Genomic DNA, 20,465 nt, shown 5'->3' with positions numbered 1-20,465 from the left:
CACCTCATGCCGGATCGGCATAGGGCAGGCGACAGCGGCATTAGACATACCCCGTTACCCTCTGGCAAAAGTGTGACGCCTTGGTGCTCCCAGTCCTTTTCGAGCACCGTTTCCGCAGCCTGAACGCACCCTCTCGTTGGCGTTGCATGCGCTTCGCGCATCACGACCCGGCACGGTGACGTTCGTCCCGAACTCCATCCAAATAGAACAAAGGTGTCGGTACATGACCAAGCCCAAGCTCAGCCTCGCGTGGCAGATCCTTATCGGCCTCGTGCTGGGGATCGCCGTCGGCGCATTGCTCAACCACTTCAGCGCCGAGAAAGCCTGGTGGATCTCGAACGTCCTCAAGCCGGCCGGCGACATCTTCATCCGGCTGATCAAGATGATCGTGGTGCCCATCGTCATCGCCACCCTGGTGGTCGGCATCGCCGGCGTCGGCGATTCCAAGAAGCTTGGTCGCATCGGTCTCAAGACCATCCTCTACTTCGAGATCGTCACCACCCTGGCCATCGTTGTCGGCCTGTTCTTCGCCGACAGCGTGCAGCCCGGTGCCGGCATCGACATGAGCACCCTGGGCACCACCGATATCTCCCAGTACCAGAAGACCACCGCGGAAGTGCAGCATGACCACGCCTTCATCGCGACCATCCTCAACCTGATCCCGTCCAACGTCTTCGCCGCCGTCGCCCGTGGCGAGATGCTGCCGATCATCTTCTTCGCGGTGATGTTCGGCCTGGGCCTGGGCGCCCTGCCGGAAGCCACCCGCGAGCCGGTGGTGCGGGTCTTCCAGGGCATCTCCGAGGCCATGTTCAAGGTCACCCACATGATCATGAACTACGCCCCCATCGGTGTCTTCGCGCTGATCGCGGTGACCGTGGCCAACTTCGGCTTCGCCTCCCTGCTGCCGCTGGCCAAGCTGGTGGTGCTGGTCTACGTCGCCATCGGCTTCTTCGCCCTCGGCGTGCTGGGCCTGGTGGCCAAGCTGTTCGGCTTCTCGATCTTCCGCATCATCCGCATCCTCAAGGACGAGCTGATCCTGGCCTATTCCACCGCCAGTTCGGAAACCGTGCTGCCGCGCATCATCGAGAAGATGGAGGCCTATGGCGCGCCCAAGTCCATCACCAGCTTCGTGGTGCCCACCGGCTATTCCTTCAACCTGGACGGCTCCACCCTCTACCAGAGCATCGCGGCGCTGTTCATCGCCCAGCTCTATGGCATCGACCTGTCGCTGAGCCAGCAGCTGCTGCTGGTGCTGACCCTGATGGTCACCTCCAAGGGCATCGCCGGCGTGCCGGGCGTGTCCTTCGTGGTGCTCCTGGCCACCCTGGGCAGCGTCGGCATTCCGCTGGAAGGCCTGGCCTTCATCGCCGGTGTGGATCGCATCATGGACATGGCGCGCACCGCCCTGAACGTGATCGGCAACGCCCTGGCCGCCCTGGTCATCGCCAAGTGGGAAGGTCTCTACGACGCCGAGAAGGGCGCCGCCTACTGGGCAGCCCTGCCGCACCTGAAGAGCACCGCCAAGGTCGAGGAGCGTCCTCAGGCCACCCGCGGTGAAGCCCTGCGCGACTGAGTGGCTGGCTAGCTGAGAACGGAGCCCGGCCCTGTGCCGGGCTCCGTCGTTTCAGCCGGCGAGAATGGCCGCGTAGCCCTCGCGATAGCTGGGGTAGCGGGGCGTCCAGCCCAGCGCCCGGGCGCGGGCGTTGCTGCATCTCTTGCTGCCGGCGCGACGCAACTGGGCCTCGTCGGACCAGAAGGTGATGCCCAGCCGTGCCCGCAGCCAGTCGACCACCTCGTCCAGCGGCGCCGGATCGTCGTCCACGCCCAGATAGAGATCATCCAGGGCGACCCCTTCGCGGTCCCGCTGCAGCAGCAGCGCCAGCAGGCCGGCGGCGTCCTCGACATGGATGCGATTGCCATACAGCGGCGGTTCGCGGGTCACCCGGGAGCCCTCGCGCACCTGGCGCAGCAGCGCCTCGCGTCCCGGGCCATAGATGCCGGTCAGGCGGACCACGCTGGCGGGCAGGCCGCTGCCCAGCGCCAGGTCTTCCGCCTCGCGCAGGATGCGTCCGGAAAAGCGCTCGGGTTCGGCAGGGGTGGTTTCGTCGACCCAGGCGCCATCGCCCTGGGCATAGACGCCGCTGCTGGAGACGAACAGCAGACGCTGCGGACGCTGGTCGCAGGCGGCCAGCCAGCCGAGCAGGTGGCGCAGGCCCTCGACATAGGCGACGCGATAGCCGGCTTCGTCATGGTGGGTCGCGGCGGTGGCATAGACCACCTGGTCGAGGGGTTCGCGCGGCCAGGCGGCCGGCGGCGTGGCCTCGGCGAGATCGCCCGCGACCGGCAGCAACTCAGCGGGGAGGGCGGCGACAGTGCGCCTGAGGCCGAAGACCCGGTGGCCCTGGGCGACCAGTTGCAGGCCGAGACGGCTGCCGACATCGCCGCAACCGGCGATCAGGATGGTGCTCATCGGTGTTTCCTTCTGCAAAGGCCGGGACAGACGGCCAGGGTAGCCTGCGCCCGGCCGTGGTCCAACCCGAGAGCGCAGGCTGCTGCCCGTCGCGCTTGGCCGTTGATAGAGACAGCCGCTAAGATTGGCCGGCACCCCATGGAATTTGACTATGACCCTGACTGAACTGCGCTATATCGTCACGCTCGCCCAGGAACAGCACTTTGGCCGAGCTGCCGAGCGTTGCCACGTCAGCCAGCCGACGCTGTCGGTCGGCGTCAAGAAGCTCGAGGACGAGCTGGGCATTCTGATCTTCGAGCGCAGCAAGAGTGCCGTGCGCCTGACCCCCACCGGCGAGGGCATCGTCGCCCAGGCGCAAAAGGTGCTGGAGCAGGCCCAGGGCATCCGCGAGCTGGCCCAGGCCGGCAAGAACCAGCTCACCGCGCCGCTGAAGATCGGTGCCATCTATACCATCGGGCCCTATCTCTTTCCGCACCTCATCCCGCAGCTCAACCGGGTGGCGCCGGAGATGCCGCTGTACATCGAGGAAAACTTCACCCACCTGCTGCGCGACAAGCTGCGCACCGGTGAGCTGGATGCCGTCATCCTCGCCCTGCCGTTCAACGAGCCGGACGTCCTGACCCTGCCGCTGTACGACGAACCCTTCTATGTGATGATGCCGGCCCGGCACCCCTGGACCAAGCTCAAGGCTATCCCGCAGAACCAGCTCAGCGACAAGAGTCTGCTGCTGCTGGGTGAAGGCCACTGCTTCCGCGACCAGGTCCTGGAAGCCTGTCCGACCGTGCGCAAGCACGAGGAAAACAAGAATTCCACGGTGGAATCCTCTTCGCTGGAAACCATCCGCCACATGGTGGCCTCCGGCCTGGGCGTCTCGGTGCTGCCGTTCTCGGCGGTGGAGAGTCACCACTATGCGCCGGGAATCATCGAGGTGCGCCCCTTCGAGCGGCCGGTGCCCTATCGCACCGTGGCCATCGCCTGGCGCGCCAGCTTTCCGCGGCCCAAGGCCATCGAGGTGCTGGCCGACTCGGTCCGTCTGTGCTCGGTGGCGCGGCCTGAAGCCAAGGGCGTCGTGCAGCCGGCATGAGTGAACTGGCCGCGACGCCGGTCACCGCCCTCAAGGGGGTCGGCGCCGCTCTGCAGGAGAAGCTCGCGCGGGTCGGCCTGGAAACCCTGCAGGACGTGCTCTTCCACCTGCCGCTGCGCTATCAGGATCGCACCCGCATCGTGCCCATCGGCGCCCTGCGGCCCGGTCAGGACGCCGTGGTGGAGGGCATGGTCGCCTCCGCCGAGGTGCTCATGGGCCGGCGGCGCAGCCTGCTGGTGCGCCTGCAGGACGGCAGCGGCACCCTGTCGCTGAGATTCTTCCACTTCAGCCAGGCGCAAAAGGACGGCCTCAAGCGCGGCACCCTGCTGCGCTGCTATGGCGAGGTGCGCCCCGGCGCCTCAGGCCTGGAGATCTACCATCCCGAATACCGCGCCCAGGACGAGAACGCCCCGGCGCCGGTCGAGCAGACGCTGACGCCCATCTACCCGACCACCGAAGGCCTCACCCAGCTGCGCCTGCGCCAGCTCAGCGCCCAGACGTTGGAACGACTCGGGCCCGAATCCCTGCCCGACTGGCTGCCGCCGGAGATGGCCGCGCACTATCGCCTGGGTCCCCTGGCCGATGCCCTGCGCTACCTGCATCGACCGCCGCCGGACGCGGACCTGGAAGAGCTGGCCGAGGGCCGGCACTGGGCCCAGGAGCGGCTGGTCTTCGAAGAATTGCTCACCCACCAGTTGTCCCTGCAGCGGCTGCGCGAGACCCTGCGCGCCCAGCGTGCGGTGCCCCTGCCGGCCGCCCGCCGGCTGCCACAGTTGTATCTGGACAACCTCGGCTTCACCCCCACCGGCGCCCAGCAGCGCGTCGGGCGCGAGATCGCCCATGACCTGGCCCAGCCCGAGCCCATGCTGCGGCTGGTGCAGGGCGACGTCGGCGCCGGCAAGACGGTGGTCGCGGCCCTGGCCGCCCTGCAGGCCATCGAGGCCGGCTACCAGGTGGCGCTGATGGCGCCCACCGAGATCCTCGCCGAGCAGCACTTCCTCAACTTCCAGCGCTGGTTCGCCGCCCTGGACATCGAGGTGGCCTGGCTGGCCGGCAAGCTCAAGGGCAAGGCCCGCGCCAGCTCCCTGGAGCGCATCGCCGCCGGGGCGCCCATGGTGGTGGGCACCCATGCGCTGTTCCAGGACGAGGTGCGTTTCGCCCGCCTGGCGCTGGTGGTGATCGACGAACAGCACCGCTTCGGCGTGCAGCAGCGCCTGGCGCTGCGCCAGAAGGGCGTCGACGGTCGCCTGGCGCCGCACCAGCTGATCATGACCGCCACCCCCATCCCGCGCACCCTGGCCATGAGCGCCTATGCCGATCTGGACACCTCGGTGCTCGACGAACTGCCGCCGGGACGGACGCCGGTCAATACCGTGAGCGTCACCGACAGCCGTCGCGAGGAAGTCGTGGAGCGGGTGCGCGCCGCCTGCCACGAAGGGCGCCAGGCCTACTGGGTCTGCACCCTGATCGAGGAATCCGAGGAGCTCACCTGCCAGGCGGCCGAGACCACCTACGAGGAATTGCAGCTGGCCCTGGCCGAATTGCACGTCGGGCTGATCCATGGACGCATGAAGCCGACGGAAAAGGCCGCGGTGATGGCCGAGTTCAAGGCCGGCAACCTGCAATTGCTGGTGGCCACCACGGTGATCGAGGTGGGGGTGGACGTGCCCAACGCCAGTCTGATGATCATCGAGAATCCCGAGCGCCTGGGTCTGGCCCAGTTGCACCAGCTGCGCGGCCGGGTCGGGCGGGGCAGCGCCGTCAGCCACTGCGTGCTGCTGTTCCATCCGCCGCTGTCGCAGATCGGTCGTGAGCGGCTGGCTATCATGCGCGAGACCAACGACGGCTTCATCATCGCCGAGAAGGACCTGGAGTTGCGCGGCCCGGGCGAGATGCTGGGGACCCGTCAGACCGGCCTGCTGCAGTTCAAGGTGGCCGATCTGATGCGCGACGCCCATTGGCTGCCGGCGGTGCGCGATGCCGCCCAGGAGTTGCTGGCCCGCTGGCCCAGTCATGCCGGTCCGCTGCTGGAGCGCTGGTTGCGCCATGGCCAGCAATACGGCCAGGTTTGACAAAGCTTATACAGACGACGCTACCTACGGAGCCGAATGGTTATACTCCAGGGCGTACGTGAGGAAGAAAATGCCATGACCGATGTAGCGCTCGCTTCGCCCCTCCCTGAGGTTCCCCCTTCGATCCAGCAGTTGCTCGCCCAGTTGAACCTGGCCTATCGGCCGGTCCCGGCGACGACGCGCCTGCCGCAGGCGAATCGGGTACACACGGTGCTTCTGAGCGACAGCGTCGGCATGCTGCTGGTGCTCTTGCCCGAGGATCAGCTGCTGGACCTGCGCCGGCTGGTGGAATTCACCGGGCGGCAGCTGGCAGTGGTGGCGCCGGAGCGGCTGATGCGCACCCTGGAGCGCTACGAACTGGATGTCCTGCCGGGGCTGCCGTCGCTGACCAATTCCCCCTGCCTGTATGACGAGCGACTGCTGGAAGCGCCGCGCCTGCTGCTGGAATCCGGTGAGCGCTCGCTGCTGCTGGAAGTGGAAACGTCTGACTATAGGCGCCTGCTGAATCAGGCCACCGCGGGCAGCTTCGGCATCCCGGCGGCCGGTATCCAGCCCAATCTGCGGCAACCGGAACGCGACGAGGCGGAGATCCTGCATGCCGCCACCGCCTTCACCGCGCGGCGCATCCGCCAGCGCCTGGAGGAGACGCTGGAGATCCCGCCGCTGTCCAAGACGGCGGAAAAGGTCATCAAGCTGCGGGTCGATCCCGAGGCCACGGTGGACGATCTGGCCAACGTGGTGGAGACCGATCCGGCCCTGGCGGCCCAGGTGATCAGTTGGGCCGCCTCGCCCTACTATGCCGCGCCCGGCAAGATCCGCTCGGTGGAAGACGCCATCGTGCGGGTGCTGGGTTTCGACCTGGTGATCAACCTGGCCCTCGGCCTGGCCCTGGGCAAGACCCTGAGCCTGCCCAGCGACCAGGCCCAGCAGGAAACCCCCTACTGGAAGCAGGCCATCTACACCGCCGCCCTGATCGAGGGCCTGGCGCGCTCCATGCCGCGCGCGGAGCGGCCGGAGATGGGCCTGGCCTATCTCGGCGGCCTGCTGCACAACTTCGGCTATCTGGTGCTGGCCCACGTCTTTCCGCCGCACTTCTCGCTGATCTGCCGCCACCTGGAAGCCAACCGCCAGCTCGATCACCAGGTCATCGAGCACCACCTGCTGGGCATCACCCGCGAGCAGATCGGCGCGGCCCTGATGCGCTGCTGGGAAATGCCCGAAGAGGTGGTGACGGCGCTGCGCTTCCAGGGCGATCCGGGCTACCAGGGCGAGCAGGCGGTCTATCCCAACCTGATCTTCCTGGCCGTGCAGCTGCTGCGCGCCGAGGGCATCGGCAACGGCCCGGCCCAGCCGATTCCCGACGAGCTCTATGCGCGGCTGAGCATCGATCCGGCCAAGGCGCGGGAGTGCATGCAGAAGATCCTTGGAGCCGAAGCCGCCCTGCGCGAGCTGACCGGTCAGTTCAAGTAGCGGGCCGAGCGGCCTCCGGCGCCCCGGGCGCCGGAGCTGCCGGGCCGGACGCCAGACAACAAAAAACCCGCCGAGGCGGGTTTCTTGTTCAAGGGGGCGATCAATTACTTGATCTTGCCTTCCTTGTACATGACATGCTTGCGCACGACCGGATCGAATTTCTTGATTTCGATCTTTTCGGGCTTGGTGCGCTTGTTCTTGTCAGTGGTGTAGAAGTGACCGGTGCCGGCACTGGAAATCAAACGGATCAATTCACGCATGACGAATCCCCTTAGAATTTTTCGCCGCGGCTACGCAGCTCGGACAGTACGGTTTCGATACCGCGCTTGTCGATGATACGCATGCCCTTGGCAGAAACGCGCAGACGCACGAAGCGCTTCTCGGATTCTACCCAGAAACGGTGGTGCTGCAGATTCGGCAGGAAACGACGACGGGTTTTGTTGTTAGCGTGGGAAACGTTGTTCCCAGTAATCGGACCCTTACCGGTTACTTGGCAAACTCTCGACATGGCTCAGCCCTCATAAACCTCATGCCAAACCCGGCATGGGTTGGCCGCTTGTAACTGTATTGATTCCTGTTTTGACGGGGAGAGCCGGCAAACGCCGGGGACCTGAAGCGGCCATACCCCGAAAAAAGAGCGCTGTTTTATACCAGAAGTACTCGGGCATAACAAGGTAGGGCGACGGATGAAATGCCCGCGCACCGGGCGCTGTGCGGGCCCGGCCGGAATGCCAACCGTTCGTCGGTCGGAAGCATTGTGACGGACGGACGGGTGGTCTAGTTTAGAGCGACTGCCAAACTCAATCCACGTCCGCCAGACGACCGCCCTGTCCGCCGTTGCCAGTCATCCGTGCGCCGTCTGCCCACTTCGGCTCTACAAGGAATCGTTCTATGCGTTTCGCCGCCTTGCCACTGCTCTTCGCGCCCCTGCTGGCGCAGGCCGCCACGCTCAGTGTCTGTACCGAAGCCAGTCCGGATGGATTCGACGTGGTGCAGTACAACTCCCTGACCACCACCAACGCCTCGGCCGACGTGCTGATGAATCGCCTGGTGGAATACGATGCCAGCGAAGCCAAGCTGGTGCCGAGCCTGGCGCAGAGCTGGACGATCTCCAACGACGGCCTGACCTACGACTTCGCCCTGCGTCCGGACGTGAAGTTTCACCAGACCGACTACTTCACCCCCAGCCGTACCCTGACGGCCGACGACGTGGTGTTCAGCTTCCAGCGCATGCTGGACAAGGACCATCCCTGGCACGGGGTGGCCAAGAGCGGCTATCCCCATGCCCAGTCGATGCAGTGGCCCAAGCTGATCAAGAGCGTGGAAAAGACCAGCGACCTCGGTGTGCGTATCGTGCTCAACAGCCCGGACGCCACCTTCCTGCCGACCCTGAGCATGGGCTTCGCCTCCATCTACTCGGCCGAGTACGCCGAGCAGCTGCTCAAGGCCGGCAAGACCGAGCAGCTCAACGACGAGCCCATAGGCACCGGTCCCTTTGTCTTCAAGCGCTACCAGAAGGACGCCGTGGTGCGTTACGCCGCCAACCCGGACTACTTTGGCGGCAAGCCCAAGCTGGACGGGTTGATCTACGCCATCACCCCGGATTCGGCGGTGCGCCTGCAGCGACTCAAGCGCGGCGAGTGCCAGATCGCCCTGTCGCCCAAGCCCCAGGATCTGCAGAGCGCCCATGAGGACAAGAGTCTGCAGGTGCTGCAGACGCCGGCCTTCATGACCGCCTTCGTCGGCATCAACACCAGCCATCCGCCGCTGGACAACATCAAGGTGCGCCAGGCCATCAACCTGGCGTTCGACAAGCAGAGCTATCTCAAGGCGGTGTTCCAGGACACCGCGGTGGCCGCCGACAACGTCTATCCGCCCACCACCTGGGGCTATGCCAAGGACGTGCCGGCCTATCCCTATGACCCGGCCAAGGCCAAGGCGCTACTGGCCCAGGCGGGCCTCAAGGACGGCTTCAAGACCACCATCTGGACAAGACCCAGCGGCAGCCTGCTCAATCCCAATCCGCAGCTGGGCGCGCAGATGCTGCAGGCCGACCTGAAGAAGATCGGCGTCGATGCGCAGATCCAGGTGATCGAGTGGGGCGAACTGATCCGCCGCGCCAAGACCGGCGAGCACGATCTGCTGTTCATGGGCTGGGCCGGCGACAACGGCGATCCGGACAACTACCTGACGCCGCAATTCTCCTGCGCCTCGGTGCAGTCGGGCCTGAACTTCGCCCGCTATTGCGACAAGACCCTGGATGGCGCCATCAGCAAGGGCAAGACCCTGTCCGACCAGATGGCGCGGGCCACGGTGTACCACCAGGCGCAGCGCATCATCCACGACCAGGCGCTGTGGCTGCCGCTGGCGCACCCGACGGTGACGGTGCTGGCCAAGAATGGCGTCGAGGGCTACCAGCCCAATCCCTTCGGCCGCCAGGACTTCAGCAAGGTCAGCGGCGGTCGCTAGCAGCGCGTGCGGCGCGGCCAGCCCTAGCGCCAGGGTTGGCCGTCGGTGCGCTCCACCTGCTTGACCTTCTGCTGGATGGCGGCGCGCGCCAGCATATGGGCGCTGACCGGCGCGGTGATGAAGATGAACAGGGCGATCAGCAGCTCGTGCAGGCTGAGGCCTTCGCCCTGGACGCTGAAGAACAGCATCGAGGCGATGATGGTGCTGCCCACGCCCAGGGTGGTGGCCTTGGTCGGACCGTGCAGGCGCATGAAGAAGTCCGGCAGCCGGTACAGGCCAATGGCGCCGATGAGGGCGAAGCTGCTGCCGATGAGCAGCAGGGCGCAGATCAGGAGTTCGAGCCAGAAGGGCATGGGATAGCGCTCCGTTAATCGATGATTTCGCCGTGCAGCATGTGCTTGCCCAGCGCCACGGTGCCGACGAAGCCGGTCACGGCAATGAGCAGCGAGGCTTCGAAGAAGACGTCGGTGGCCAGCCAGATGCCGAACAGGATGATGATCGCCAGGACGTTGATATAGAGGGTGTCCAGGGCCAGCACCCGATCCGGGATGTCCGGTCCCTTCACCAGGCGATAGACGTTGAGCACGGCGGCCACGCCCATCATCCCCATGCACAGCAGGGTCACGTAGGTGAGCATTCGAAGATCTCCTTGAGCGGGGCCTCATAGCGCGTCTTGACCTGGCGGATCACCTCGTCCTTGTCGGCGACATCCAGACCGTGCAGCAGCAGGGTCTTGCGATCGCCGCTGAGGCCGGACGACACGGTGCCGGGGGTGAGGGACACCACGCAGGCGAGCAGGGTGAGCAGGAATTCGTCCTCGATGTCGATGGGGACCTCGATGAAGGCGGGCTTAAGCGCCTCGGTCCGCCCCAGCACCAGCCGTGCGACGTGCAGGTTGGCGACGATGATGTCGTACAGCACCACCAGCATGTAGCGCAGCAGGAGCAGGGGGCGGCGCAAGCGGGGGGCGTGCAGCAGAAAATCCTGGCAGAGCAGCGGGATGCCCCAGCCGAGCAGCAGACCCAGCAGCAGCTGGCCCAGGCTCAGGCTGTTGTTGAGCAGCAGCCAGGTCAGGGTCAGCAGGACGGTGAGCAGTGGGTGCGGTAGCCAGCGCTTCATGGGCCAACTCCCCGGACGATGTCGAAGTAGGGTGCGACGTCCAGCAGTTGCCGGGCGGTCTCCAGGGCGTAGCCATGCAGCGGCGCCGCCAGCGCCATCAGCAGCGGGCTACCCAGCAGCAGGCCGAGGGTGGCGGTGAGCTGGATGGGATCGAGGCGGACGTCCAGGGCCGCGCCTCGGCCGCGCCAGAACAGCGTGGTCCCGGCGCGGGACAGGGCGATGATCATGCCCAGTCCGCCGAGCAGCACCACCGGCCAGATGATCAGCGCCGGCCAGGCGGTGCCGGTGGCCTGCAGCAGCATCACCTTGCCGAGAAAGCCGGGGAAGGGTGGCAGCCCGGCGACGGAGACCGCGCCGAGGAAGAACAGCCCGCCGAGCAGCCGGGGGTGCGCCAGCGGCGGACCGCTGCCGAGGGTAGCGCCCTGGGCACCGCGCTGCTGGGCGATGAGATCCGCCAGCAGGAACAGGGCGCCGGCGATCCAGGTGCTGTGCACCAGGTAGAAGAGGCTGGCGGCGAGTCCGGCGACGCTGCCCAGGGCCACGCCGGTCAGCAGCATCCCCACCGAGATGACCACCAGGTAGCCGAGCAGGGCCTTGAGGTGATGGGCCGCCAGGGCGCCGAACACCCCGGCGGCCAGGGTGACCGCCGCCAGCGGCCAGAGCCAGGGCAGCACATAGTGGGCGAGGGGGCCGGCGGCGGCGCCGAACACCAGCAGAAAGACGCGGACGATGGCGTAGAGCCCGACCTTGGTCATGATGGCGAACAGGGCGGCGACCGGCGCACTGGCCGCCGAATAGGCACTGGGCAGCCAGAAATACAGCGGCAGCAGGGCGCCCTTGAGGCCGAACACCACCAGCAGCAGGAAGCCGGCGGCGGCCAGCAGCGGCGCCTGCGCGGGATCGGCGTTGGCCACCCTCAGGCCCAGATCGGCCATGTTCAGGGTGCCGAGCAGGCCATAGAGCAGGCCGATGCCGATCAGGAACAGCGCCGAGCCCACCAGGTTGAGCACCACATAGTGCAGGCCGGCGCGCACTCGGGCCGGTCCCGCGCCGTGCACCAGCAGGGCATAGGAGGCGATCAGCAGGATCTCGAAGAAGACGAAGAGGTTGAACAGGTCGCCGGTGAGAAAGGCGCCGTTGATGCCCAGCAGCTGGAATTGGAACAGCGCGTGGAAATCCGGACCGCGGTTGTCGTCGCCGCGGCAGGCGTAGAGCGCCGCGCCGGCGGCCAGTACCGCCACGGTCGCCAGCATCAGCGCGGCCAGGCGATCCAGCAGCAGGACGATGCCGAAGGGCGCCGGCCAGTCGCCCAGGGCATAGACCTCCAGCTGGCCGCCGTTGGCTCGCTGCAGGAGCAGCAGCGCCAGCGGCAGCAGGGTCGCGGTGGCGAGCAGCGACAGCCCGCGCGCGGTACGGGCAGACAGCCGCGGCCGCATGAGCAGGAAGGCACCCATGAACAGCGGCACGAGGATCGGCAGGATGATCAGGTGCTTCATCGGCGCGGCTCCTCGCCATCCACGTGGTCGGTGCGCAACTCGCCCAGGGCGCGCAGCGACAGGGCGACCACGAACGCGGTCATGGCGAAGCCGATGACGATGGCGGTGAGCACCAGCGCCTGGGGCACCGGGTCGGCCTGCTCAGCGGCCTGGCCGATGACCGCCGGCACGCCGGTGCGCAGGCGACCCATGGCGAACAGGAAGAGATTGACCGCATAGGAGAGCAGGGTGAGGCCGAGCACCACCGGATAGAGACGGGCCCGCAATAGCAGGTAGACGCCGCTGGCGGTGAGGACCCCGAGGGCCGTGCAGAATAGGATTTCCATGCTAGAGCACCTCCTGGCTGGAGCCGTCCGTGTCCTTCTCGTCCCGGCTGACGTGGCCCAGGTTGGAGAGGATCAGCAGGGTGGCGCCGACGACGGCGAGGTAGACCCCGAGATCGAAGATCAGCGCGGTGGCCAGTTCGGTCTTGCCGATCAGGGGGATGGCGAAGTAGTCGAAGGCGGTGGTCAGGAAGGGCCGGCCGAACGCCAGCGAGCCCAGCCCGGTGAGGGCGGCGATCAGTACCCCGAGGCCGCAGAGCGCGTGGTAGCTGATCGGCAGGCGCCGCTGGGTCCAGGTCACGCCATGGGCCACGTACTGCAGGATCAGGGCGATGGCGGTGATCAGACCGGCGATGAAGCCGCCACCGGGCAGGTTGTGGCCGCGCACGAAGATGAAGGCCGACACCAGCAGCGCCAGCGGCAAGAGCACCCGCGCCACGTTGTTGAGGATCATCGGGTGGCTGTCGCGCGACCAGGGCGTGCCCTTGGGATCGACCAGCGGATGCGGCAGGTGCAGGTGCTTGAGCAGGCCGTAGACGCCCGCCGCGGCGATGGCCAGCACGGTGATCTCGCCGAGGGTGTCGAAGCCGCGGAAGTCCACCAGGATGACGTTGACCACGTTGTAGCCGCCGCCCCCGGACACCGAATTGGCCAGGAAGAAGTCGCCGATGCCCTCATAGGGACGGGTCAGCACGGCATAGGCCAGCAGCGCCACCAGCAGCCCCAGGCCGCCGGCCAGCAGGACGTCGCGCAGGCCGCGCAGGCTGCTGGATTCGATGGGGGTGCGATCGGGCATGAAGAACAGCGCCAGCACCAGCAGGATGATGGTCACCACCTCCACCGACAGCTGGGTCAGCGCCAGGTCCGGCGCCGAATAGCGGGCGAACAGCAGGGACACGATCAGGCCCACGGTGCTCAGGGTCATCAGCGCCTTGAGGCGGTTGCGGTGGAAGAACACCGTCAGCACCGCGGTCAGCATGAGGATGCCCAGGCCCAGGGCGGTGAGCGGATCGAAGGGCGACAGGGCGACCGGGCCGTGGAGGCTGTCCAGGCCGGACAGCGCCGCCACCAGCAGCACCAGGGTGGCCGTCAGCATCAGGGCGATATAACCCTGCAGCGAGCCGCTCTCCAGGCGCCCGGTGAGGCGCTGGGCGAAGCCGATCAGCCGATTCAGGCCCTGTTCGAAGACCAGCCGCGCATCGACGTCGGGCAGGCCTTCCTGCCAGCGGAACAGCGGCTGACGGAAGGCATAGACCAGCACCCCGCCGACCATGGCCAGGATGCTCATCACCAGGGCGGTGTTGAAGCCGTGCCAGATGGCCAGGCTGTAGTCGGGTAGGCTGCCGCCGAGGGCGGCGCTGGCGCCGGCGGCCAGCAGCGGCGCCACGGTGTAGCCGGGCACCACGCCCACCAGCAGGCAGAGCAGCACCAGGATCTCCACCGGGATCTTCATGTAGCGCGGCGGTTCGTGGGGCGGATAGTGGGGCAGGTCGCGTGGCTCGCCGTTGAAGAAGACGTCATGGATGAAGCGCAGCGAATAGGCCACCGAGAAGACCCCGTAGAGCACCGCCACCGCCGGTACGATCCAGCTGAAGCTGCCGAACAGGCCGTGGTTGAGGGTCTCGTTGAAGAACATCTCCTTGCTCAGGAAACCGTTGAGCAGGGGCACCCCGCCCATGGCCGCGGCGGCGACCATGGCCAGCACCGCGGTGTGCGGCATGTAGCGCCAGAGGCCGGCCAGGCGGCGCATGTCGCGGCTGCCGGTCTCGTGGTCGATGATGCCGGCGGCCATGAACAGGGAGGCCTTGAAGGTGGCGTGGTTGAGGATATGGAACACCGCCGCCACGGTGGACAGCTGGGTGTCGAGGCCGAACAGCAGGGTGATCAGCCCCAGGTGGCTGATGGTGGAATAGGCCAGCAGGCCTTTGAGGTCGTGCTGGAACAGCGCCAGGATGGCGCCCACCACCAGGGTGGTGAGGCCGGTGAGGGTGACGATGTAGAACCACCACTCGGAATCGGCCAGCGCCGGATAGAGTCGCGCCAGCAGGAAGACCCCGGCCTTGACCATGGTCGCCGAGTGCAGATAGGCCGAGACCGGCGTCGGCGCGGCCATGGCCTGGGGCAGCCAGAAGTGGAAGGGGAATTGCGCGGACTTGGTGAAGACGCCCAGCAACACCAGGATCAGCGCCAGCGGATAGAGCGCATGGCCGGTGATCAGCGGGCCGGCGGCGAGGACGTCGCTCAGCTCGAAGCTGCCGACGATATGGCCGAGCAACAGGATGCCGGCGAGCAGGGCCAGGCCGCCGCCGCCGGTGACGGTCAGCGCCATGCGTGCGCCCTGGCGGGCTTCCTTGCTGTGGCTCCAGAAGCCGATCAGCAGGAAGGACGACAGGCTGGTCAGCTCCCAGAACACCATCAGCAGCAGCAGGTTTTCCGCCAGCACCACGCCCAGCATGGCGCCCATGAACAGCAGCAGGTAGGCGAAGAAGCGCCCGACCGGCTCGTCCTTGCTCAGGTAGTAGGTGGCATAGAGGATCACCAGCAGGCCGATGACCAGGATCATCAGGGCGAACATCAGCCCCAGGCCGTCCAGGCGCAGGCTGAGATTCAGCCCCAGCGCCGGCAGCCAGTCGACCCGGTGCAGCAGCACGCTGCCGTCGAGAACCGCGGGCAGTTGCGTGGCCAGCAGGGCCAGGGCCAGGGCGGGGGCCACGGCGGTGCCCAGGGCGCAGGCGCGCCGGCCGAAGCGATCGGTCGCCAGCGACAGCAGTGTTCCCAGGAAGGGCAACGCGATGATCAGCGCCAATACCATGCCTGCATCCTTTAGCTGAGCCGCCTCACGGCGGTTGGTAGATGGGGCTCCCTAGAGGCCTCGAGCGGCATTCGATCCCCGCGCCGGGACGCTTGCCGGGACGGCAAGGGGCGCGCGAAGCGATCTCTGAGTTTCGTACAAGAACCGGCGGTTTAATAACCTAAGGTGATAATAAAAGAGAGACCACAGATTCCTAGGCCTGTCTCCCTTACAAAATATTAGGAAACAGCCGCAAGGCGTCCAGCCTGGGGGGCAGGCACCGGCGGGCCGGGGCCCGGACCTCTTTGAGACCTCTGCAACGGGCTTTTGCTCGCGTCGCCGGGCAGGGGGTGCCCCGCTGCGGTGCCAGGGGCGTCGCAGCGGGGCGGGGGGAAGAAAAAAACCGACACGCCAAAGGAGCAGGGGAACACGCGTGCCGGGGGTAAGCGCCGGCGTCAGAGCGCCGGCGCGGGGGAAGCGTTGCCCTGGGCGAGACGCGCGGGTTGCACGTCCCAGCCGCCACCCAGGGCCTTGTAGAGGGCGACGATGCCGCGATAGAGCTCGATCTCGCCCTGGGCCTGCTGGTCCTCGGCGGCCAGGCGTTCGCGCTGGGCGTCGAGCAGCACCAGGAAGTCGGTGCCCCCTTCGCGGTAGCGGATCTCGGCCTGGTCGGCGGCGGCGCGGCTGGCCACCGACTGACGGATCAGCGCCTGCAGGCGCTCCTGGCGACGGCCGTAGTCGCTGAAGGCGTTGGCGCTCTCTTCCAGGGCGGTCAGCACCTGCTGCTCGTAGTTGGCCAGGGCTTCTTCGGAGCCGGCGCGGGCGCCGCGCAGGCGGGCACGGACGCTGCCCAGGTCGAAGGCCGGCCAGGTGATGCTCGGGCCGAGTCCCCAGGCCCGGGCGGCGCTGCTGCCGATCTGCGAACCGCGCCCGGCGGTGAAGCCGAGAAAGCCCGAGAGGCTGACCCGCGGGAAGAGATCGGCGGTGGCCACGCCCACGTCGGCGGTGGCGGCGGCCAGCCGGCGTTCGGCGGCGGCCACGTCCGGCCGGCGGCGCAGCAATTCGCCGGGATCGCCGATGGGCAGGCGCTTGGCGATGGCCGGCAGGGCCTTGGGTGAGAGATCCACGCTGAGGGCATCCGGGCGCTGGCCGAGCAAGGTGGCGATGCGATTGCGCGCGCGGGTGGCCTGGGCCTGGAATTCCGGCAGGCTGGCTTCGGTGGCCGCCAGCCGCGCTTCGCTGCGCTGCACGTCCAGGTCGCTGCCCATGCCTTCGTCCCTCAGGGTCACGGTCAGGCGGCGCGCTTCGCGCTGGTTGCCGAGGTTGTCGCGGGCGATGCGTTCGCGCAGCTGGGCGCCGCGCAGATCGCCATAGGCGTCCACCAGCTCGGCGATCAGGCTGACCTGCAGCGCGGCGAGATCCGACGCCGCGGCTTCGGCGCGGGCATCGCTGGCTTCCAGGGCATGGCGGACGCGACCGAACAGGTCCAGCTCCCAGGCCATGTCCAGGCCTAGGTCATAGCGGTCGCTGTTGACCCGTTCCTCGGTGAAACCGGGTTGCTGGGCCTTGCCGAGCTGGCTGCTGGCACGGCTGGTGACCGTCGGATAGAGGTCGTTGGCGTCGTCGTCGCGCAGGGCGCGGGCGGCGCGCAGCCGGGCGAAGGCGGCGCGCAATTCGCGGTTGCCGTCCAGGCTGCTGGCCACCAGGGCGTTGAGGGTCGGGTCCTCGAACTGGCGCCACCAGAGCGCCTCGAAGCGGCCCTGGTCGTAGGCGCTGGGCTGCTGGCTGGCCTTGAGCTGGACGGGTGCCTGCTCAGGCGCCTGGTAGTGCGGGCCGACGGCGCAGGCGGAGACCGCCAGCGCCAGCAGCAGGGGAGCGAAAGCCTTCATGCCTGGGCCTCCTGGGCAACGGCGGAGCGAGCCTGGCGACGCTCCACGAAGGCGCGTACCAGCACATAGAAGAGCGGCGTGAGCAGCAGACCGAAGAAGGTCACCCCGAGCATCCCGGAGAACACCGCGACGCCCATGGCGTGGCGCATCTCGGCGCCGGCGCCGGTGGAGGTCACCAGGGGTACCACGCCCATGATGAAGGCGAAGCTGGTCATCAGGATGGGGCGCAGCCGCAGGCGGCAGGCCTCCAGCACCGCGGCGACGCGGTCCTTGCCGGTGGCCTGCTGGTCCTTGGCGAACTCGACGATGAGGATGGCGTTCTTGCACGCCAGGCCCACCAGCACGATCAGACCGATCTGGGTGAAGATGTTGTTGTCGCTGCCGGCCAGGATCACCCCGGTGATGGCCGAGAGCAGGGTCATGGGCACGATCAGGATCACCGCCAGCGGCAGGCTCCAGCTCTCGTACTGGGCGGCCAGCACCAGGAAGGCCAGGAGCACGCAGAGCGGGAACACCAGCAGGGCGGTATTGCCGGAGAGGATCTGCTGGTAGGTCAGCTCGGTCCATTCGAAGGTCATGCCGTTGGGCAACTCCTGCTTGAGCAGTCCCTCGATGGCCGCCTGGGCCTGGCCGGAGCTGTAGCCCGGCGCCGGCGCGCCGTTGATCTCGGCGGTGAGGAAGCCGTTGTAGTGCATCACCCGGTCGGGACCGGCGGTATCGCTGATCTTGACGAAGGTGGACAGGGGCACCATCTCGCCGCGGTCGTTGCGCACCTTGAGCTGGCCGATCTGCTCGGGTTCCAGGCGGAAGCGCTGGTCGGCCTGGACGTTGACCTGGAAGGTACGGCCGAAGCGGTTGAAGTCGTTGGCGTAGACCGAGCCCAGGTAGGCCTGCAGGGTGTCGAAGATGGCGTCGATGGGCACCCCGTGGGTCTTGGCCTTCTCGCGGTCGATGTGGGCATCGATCTGCGGCACGTTGACCTGGTAGCTGGTGAACAGCGACTCCGGCGCCAGTTCCGGCAGCTGCCGGGCCTTGGCCAGCACGCTCTGGGTCTGGGCGTAGAGTTCCTCGTAACCCAGGTTGCCGCGGTCCTCCACCTGCAGGCGGAAGCCGCCAATGCTGCCCAGTCCCTGCACCGGCGGCGGCGGGAAGATGGCGATGATGGATTCCTGGATGGCGGCGAATTCGCCGTTCAGCTGCGCGGCGATGGCGCCGGCGGACAACGAGGGATCACGACGCTCCTCGAAGGGCTTCAGGGTCACGAAGACGATGCCGCTGTTGGGGCTGTTGGTGAAGCCGTTGATGGACAGACCGGGGAAGGCCACGGTGCTTTCCACGCCGGGGTGCTTGAGGGCGATGGCCGACATGCGGCGGATGACCTCTTCGCTGCGATCCAGGGTGGCGGCATCGGGCAACTGGGCGAAGGCCACCAGGTACTGCTTGTCCTGGGGCGGCACGAAGCCGGTCGGCGTCTTCACCAGGCCCAGGCCGGTCAGGCCGAGCAGCACCACATAGAGCACCAGCACGATGGAGCCGCCGCGCAGCACCCGGCGCACGGCGCCGACGTAGCCGTGGCTGGCTTTCTCGAAGAAGCGATTGAAGGGGGCGAACAGCCAGCCGCCGAACAGCCGGTCGAGCAGTCGCGAGAAACGGTCCTTGGGCGCGTCGTGGCCCTTGAGCAGCACCGCGGCCAGGGCCGGCGACAGGGTCAGGGAATTGAAGGCCGAGATCACCGTGGAGATGGCGATGGTCAGGGCGAACTGGCGATAGAACTGCCCGGTGAGACCGGAGATGAAGGCGGTCGGCACGAACACCGCGCAGAGCACCAGGGCGGTGGCGATGATGGGCCCGGTCACCTCGCCCATGGCACGGCGGGTGGCGGCCACCGGATCGAGGCCGAGGCCGATGTTCCGCTCGACGTTTTCCACCACCACGATGGCGTCGTCCACCACGATGCCGATGGCCAGCACCAGGCCGAACAAGGACAGCGCATTGAGCGAGAAGCCGAAGGCGTGCATCACCGCGAAGGTGCCGATCAGCGACACCGGCACCGCCGCCAAGGGAATGATGGAGGCGCGCCAGGTCTGCAGGAACAGGATCACCACCAGCACCACCAGGATGATGGCTTCGAACAGGGTGTGCACCACGGCTTCGATGGAGCCGCGCACGAAGATGGTCGGGTCGTAGACGATCTCGTAGTCCATGCCCTGGGGGAAGCTCTGCTTGAGCTCGGCCATCTTGGCGCGCACCTGGTTGGACAGGTCGATGGCGTTGCTGCCGGGGCGCTGGAAGATCGGGATGGCCACCGCCGGCTGGTTGTTCAGCAGGGACCTCAGGGCGTACTGGTTGGAGCCCAGTTCGATGCGGGCGATGTCGCGCAGCCGGGTGATCTGGCCGTCGCTGCCGGCGCGCACGATGATGTTGGCGAATTCTTCCTCGTCCACCAGGCGGCCCTGGGTGTTGATGGCCAGCTGGAAGCTGGTGCTGCCCGGGGCCGGCGGCGCGCCGAGGGCACCGGCGGCGACCTGGCGATTCTGCTCGCGGATGGCGGTGACCACGTCGCTGGCAGTCAGGCCGCGCGAGGCCACCTTGTCCGGATCGAGCCAGACGCGCAGGGAATAGTCGCCCATGCCGAACAGCTGGACGTCGCCCACGCCGTCCAGTCGCGCCAGCTCGTCCTTGACGTTGATCAGGGCGTAGTTGGACAGATAGAGCATGTCGTAGCGCTGATCCGGCGAGGTCAGGTGCACCACCATCGCCAGGTCCGGCGAAGCCTTGTCGGCGGTCACGCCGAGGCGCTGCACCTCTTCCGGCAGCTTGGGCAGGGTGCGAGTGACGCGGTTCTGCACCTGCACCTGGGCGGTATCCAGATTGGTCCCCAGGGCGAAGGTGATGGTCAGGGTCAGCTTGCCGTCGGCGGTGGACTGGGACGACAGGTAGAGCATGTGCTCCACGCCGTTCATGGCCTGCTCCAGGGGCGCGGCGACGGTCTCGCCGATCACCTTGGGGTTGGCGCCGGGGAAGGTGGCGCGCACCACCACGGTGGGCGGGACGACCTCGGGGTATTCGCTGATCGGCAGCTGGAACAGCGAGATGGCCCCGCCGATCAGGATGATCAGCGAGAGCACGGCGGCGAAGATCGGCCGGCGGATGAAGAACTGGGAGAAGTTCATCGGGCTTTCCTTGGGCAACAGGCGGCCGTCGCGTCCATCGCGGCCATGGGCCGCTCCTACGGTAGGAGCGGTCCATGACCGCGATAGACGCGATGCCTGGACGGTGAAA

16 protein-coding genes are annotated in these 20,465 nt (G+C 67.3%); 5 read left to right on the top strand and 11 right to left on the bottom strand.

Translation table 11 applies throughout. The features are described 5' to 3' along the window. Positions 1–223 precede the first annotated feature (223 nt). The gene (gltP, locus tag DBY63_RS16630) at positions 224–1,573 is read left to right on the top strand and encodes a glutamate/aspartate:proton symporter GltP (RefSeq protein ID WP_007159910.1); all 1,350 of its coding nucleotides are present in this window, start codon (positions 224–226) and stop codon (positions 1,571–1,573) included. A gap of 51 nt (positions 1,574–1,624) precedes the next feature. On the opposite strand, the gene DBY63_RS16625 is transcribed toward gltP, so the two are convergent. Beyond that, the gene (locus DBY63_RS16625; RefSeq protein ID WP_108581645.1) at positions 1,625–2,470 is read right to left on the bottom strand and encodes an NAD-dependent epimerase/dehydratase family protein; all 846 of its coding nucleotides are present in this window, start codon (positions 2,468–2,470) and stop codon (positions 1,625–1,627) included. A gap of 151 nt (positions 2,471–2,621) precedes the next feature. Here DBY63_RS16625 and DBY63_RS16620 point away from each other — a divergent pair, with 151 nt between their 5' ends. From DBY63_RS16620 to DBY63_RS16610, 3 genes are all read left to right on the top strand, one after another. Then, complete coding sequence (locus DBY63_RS16620; protein WP_007159908.1) at positions 2,622–3,554, top strand: hydrogen peroxide-inducible genes activator; 933 nt, start codon at positions 2,622–2,624, stop codon at positions 3,552–3,554. Further along, complete coding sequence (gene recG, locus DBY63_RS16615; protein WP_108581644.1) at positions 3,551–5,626, top strand: ATP-dependent DNA helicase RecG; 2,076 nt, start codon at positions 3,551–3,553, stop codon at positions 5,624–5,626. The genes DBY63_RS16620 and recG overlap by 4 nt, the downstream gene beginning before the upstream one ends. Positions 5,627–5,701: 75 nt before the next feature. Next, complete coding sequence (locus DBY63_RS16610) at positions 5,702–7,096, top strand: aminoacyl-tRNA deacylase and HDOD domain-containing protein (protein ID WP_027600639.1); 1,395 nt, start codon at positions 5,702–5,704, stop codon at positions 7,094–7,096. Between the two features lie 104 nt (positions 7,097–7,200). Here the strand turns inward: DBY63_RS16610 and rpmG are convergent, their stop codons facing one another. Together rpmG and rpmB are read right to left on the bottom strand one after the other, a co-directional pair. Beyond that, entirely contained in the window at positions 7,201–7,356 is a 156-nt protein-coding gene (gene rpmG / locus DBY63_RS16605) for a 50S ribosomal protein L33 (protein ID WP_007159904.1), read from the bottom strand. An 11-nt stretch (positions 7,357–7,367) separates the two neighbouring features. Beyond that, a complete protein-coding gene (gene rpmB, locus DBY63_RS16600; RefSeq protein ID WP_007159903.1) occupies positions 7,368–7,604 on the bottom strand; it encodes a 50S ribosomal protein L28 in 237 nt (78 codons plus the stop codon). Between the two features lie 383 nt (positions 7,605–7,987). Between rpmB and DBY63_RS16595 the strand changes: the two genes are divergently transcribed. Beyond that, positions 7,988–9,565, top strand: a complete 1,578-nt coding sequence (locus DBY63_RS16595) for an ABC transporter substrate-binding protein (RefSeq protein WP_027597397.1) — start codon at positions 7,988–7,990, stop codon at positions 9,563–9,565. Positions 9,566–9,588: 23 nt separating this feature from the next. Here the strand turns inward: DBY63_RS16595 and DBY63_RS16590 are convergent, their stop codons facing one another. The 8 genes from DBY63_RS16590 to DBY63_RS16555 all read right to left on the bottom strand — a co-directional run bounded on the left by DBY63_RS16590 (position 9,589) and on the right by DBY63_RS16555 (position 20,356). Then, positions 9,589–9,918: a Na+/H+ antiporter subunit G gene (locus DBY63_RS16590; RefSeq protein WP_017642340.1), complete on the bottom strand. Its 330-nt coding sequence runs from the start codon at positions 9,916–9,918 to the stop codon at positions 9,589–9,591. Between the two features lie 14 nt (positions 9,919–9,932). Continuing rightward, positions 9,933–10,202: a K+/H+ antiporter subunit F gene (locus DBY63_RS16585; RefSeq protein ID WP_007159900.1), complete on the bottom strand. Its 270-nt coding sequence runs from the start codon at positions 10,200–10,202 to the stop codon at positions 9,933–9,935. Further along, positions 10,187–10,684, bottom strand: a complete 498-nt coding sequence (locus DBY63_RS16580) for a Na+/H+ antiporter subunit E (RefSeq protein WP_027597398.1) — start codon at positions 10,682–10,684, stop codon at positions 10,187–10,189. Before DBY63_RS16580 ends, DBY63_RS16585 begins: the two co-directional genes overlap by 16 nt. Further along, a complete protein-coding gene (locus DBY63_RS16575; RefSeq protein ID WP_108581643.1) occupies positions 10,681–12,180 on the bottom strand; it encodes a monovalent cation/H+ antiporter subunit D in 1,500 nt (499 codons plus the stop codon). The genes DBY63_RS16580 and DBY63_RS16575 overlap by 4 nt, the downstream gene beginning before the upstream one ends. Next, positions 12,177–12,506, bottom strand: a complete 330-nt coding sequence (locus tag DBY63_RS16570; protein WP_027597400.1) for a Na+/H+ antiporter subunit C — start codon at positions 12,504–12,506, stop codon at positions 12,177–12,179. Before DBY63_RS16570 ends, DBY63_RS16575 begins: the two co-directional genes overlap by 4 nt. 1 nt (position 12,507) lies before the next feature. Next, positions 12,508–15,315, bottom strand: coding sequence for a monovalent cation/H+ antiporter subunit A (locus DBY63_RS16565; RefSeq protein ID WP_027597401.1), 2,808 nt, complete (start codon positions 15,313–15,315; stop codon positions 12,508–12,510). Between the two features lie 434 nt (positions 15,316–15,749). Next, entirely contained in the window at positions 15,750–17,183 is a 1,434-nt protein-coding gene (locus DBY63_RS16560) for a TolC family protein (protein WP_027597402.1), read from the bottom strand. After that, positions 17,180–20,356: an efflux RND transporter permease subunit gene (locus DBY63_RS16555; RefSeq protein ID WP_108581642.1), complete on the bottom strand. Its 3,177-nt coding sequence runs from the start codon at positions 20,354–20,356 to the stop codon at positions 17,180–17,182. The genes DBY63_RS16560 and DBY63_RS16555 overlap by 4 nt, the downstream gene beginning before the upstream one ends. Between the last annotated feature and the right edge of the window lie 109 nt (positions 20,357–20,465).

The organism is Pseudomonas sp. RIT411 (assembly GCF_003057735.2).
In the GTDB taxonomy this organism is placed as follows: domain Bacteria; phylum Pseudomonadota; class Gammaproteobacteria; order Pseudomonadales; family Pseudomonadaceae; genus Chryseomonas; species Chryseomonas oryzihabitans.
This window is presented reverse-complemented; position numbering and strand designations above follow the sequence as displayed.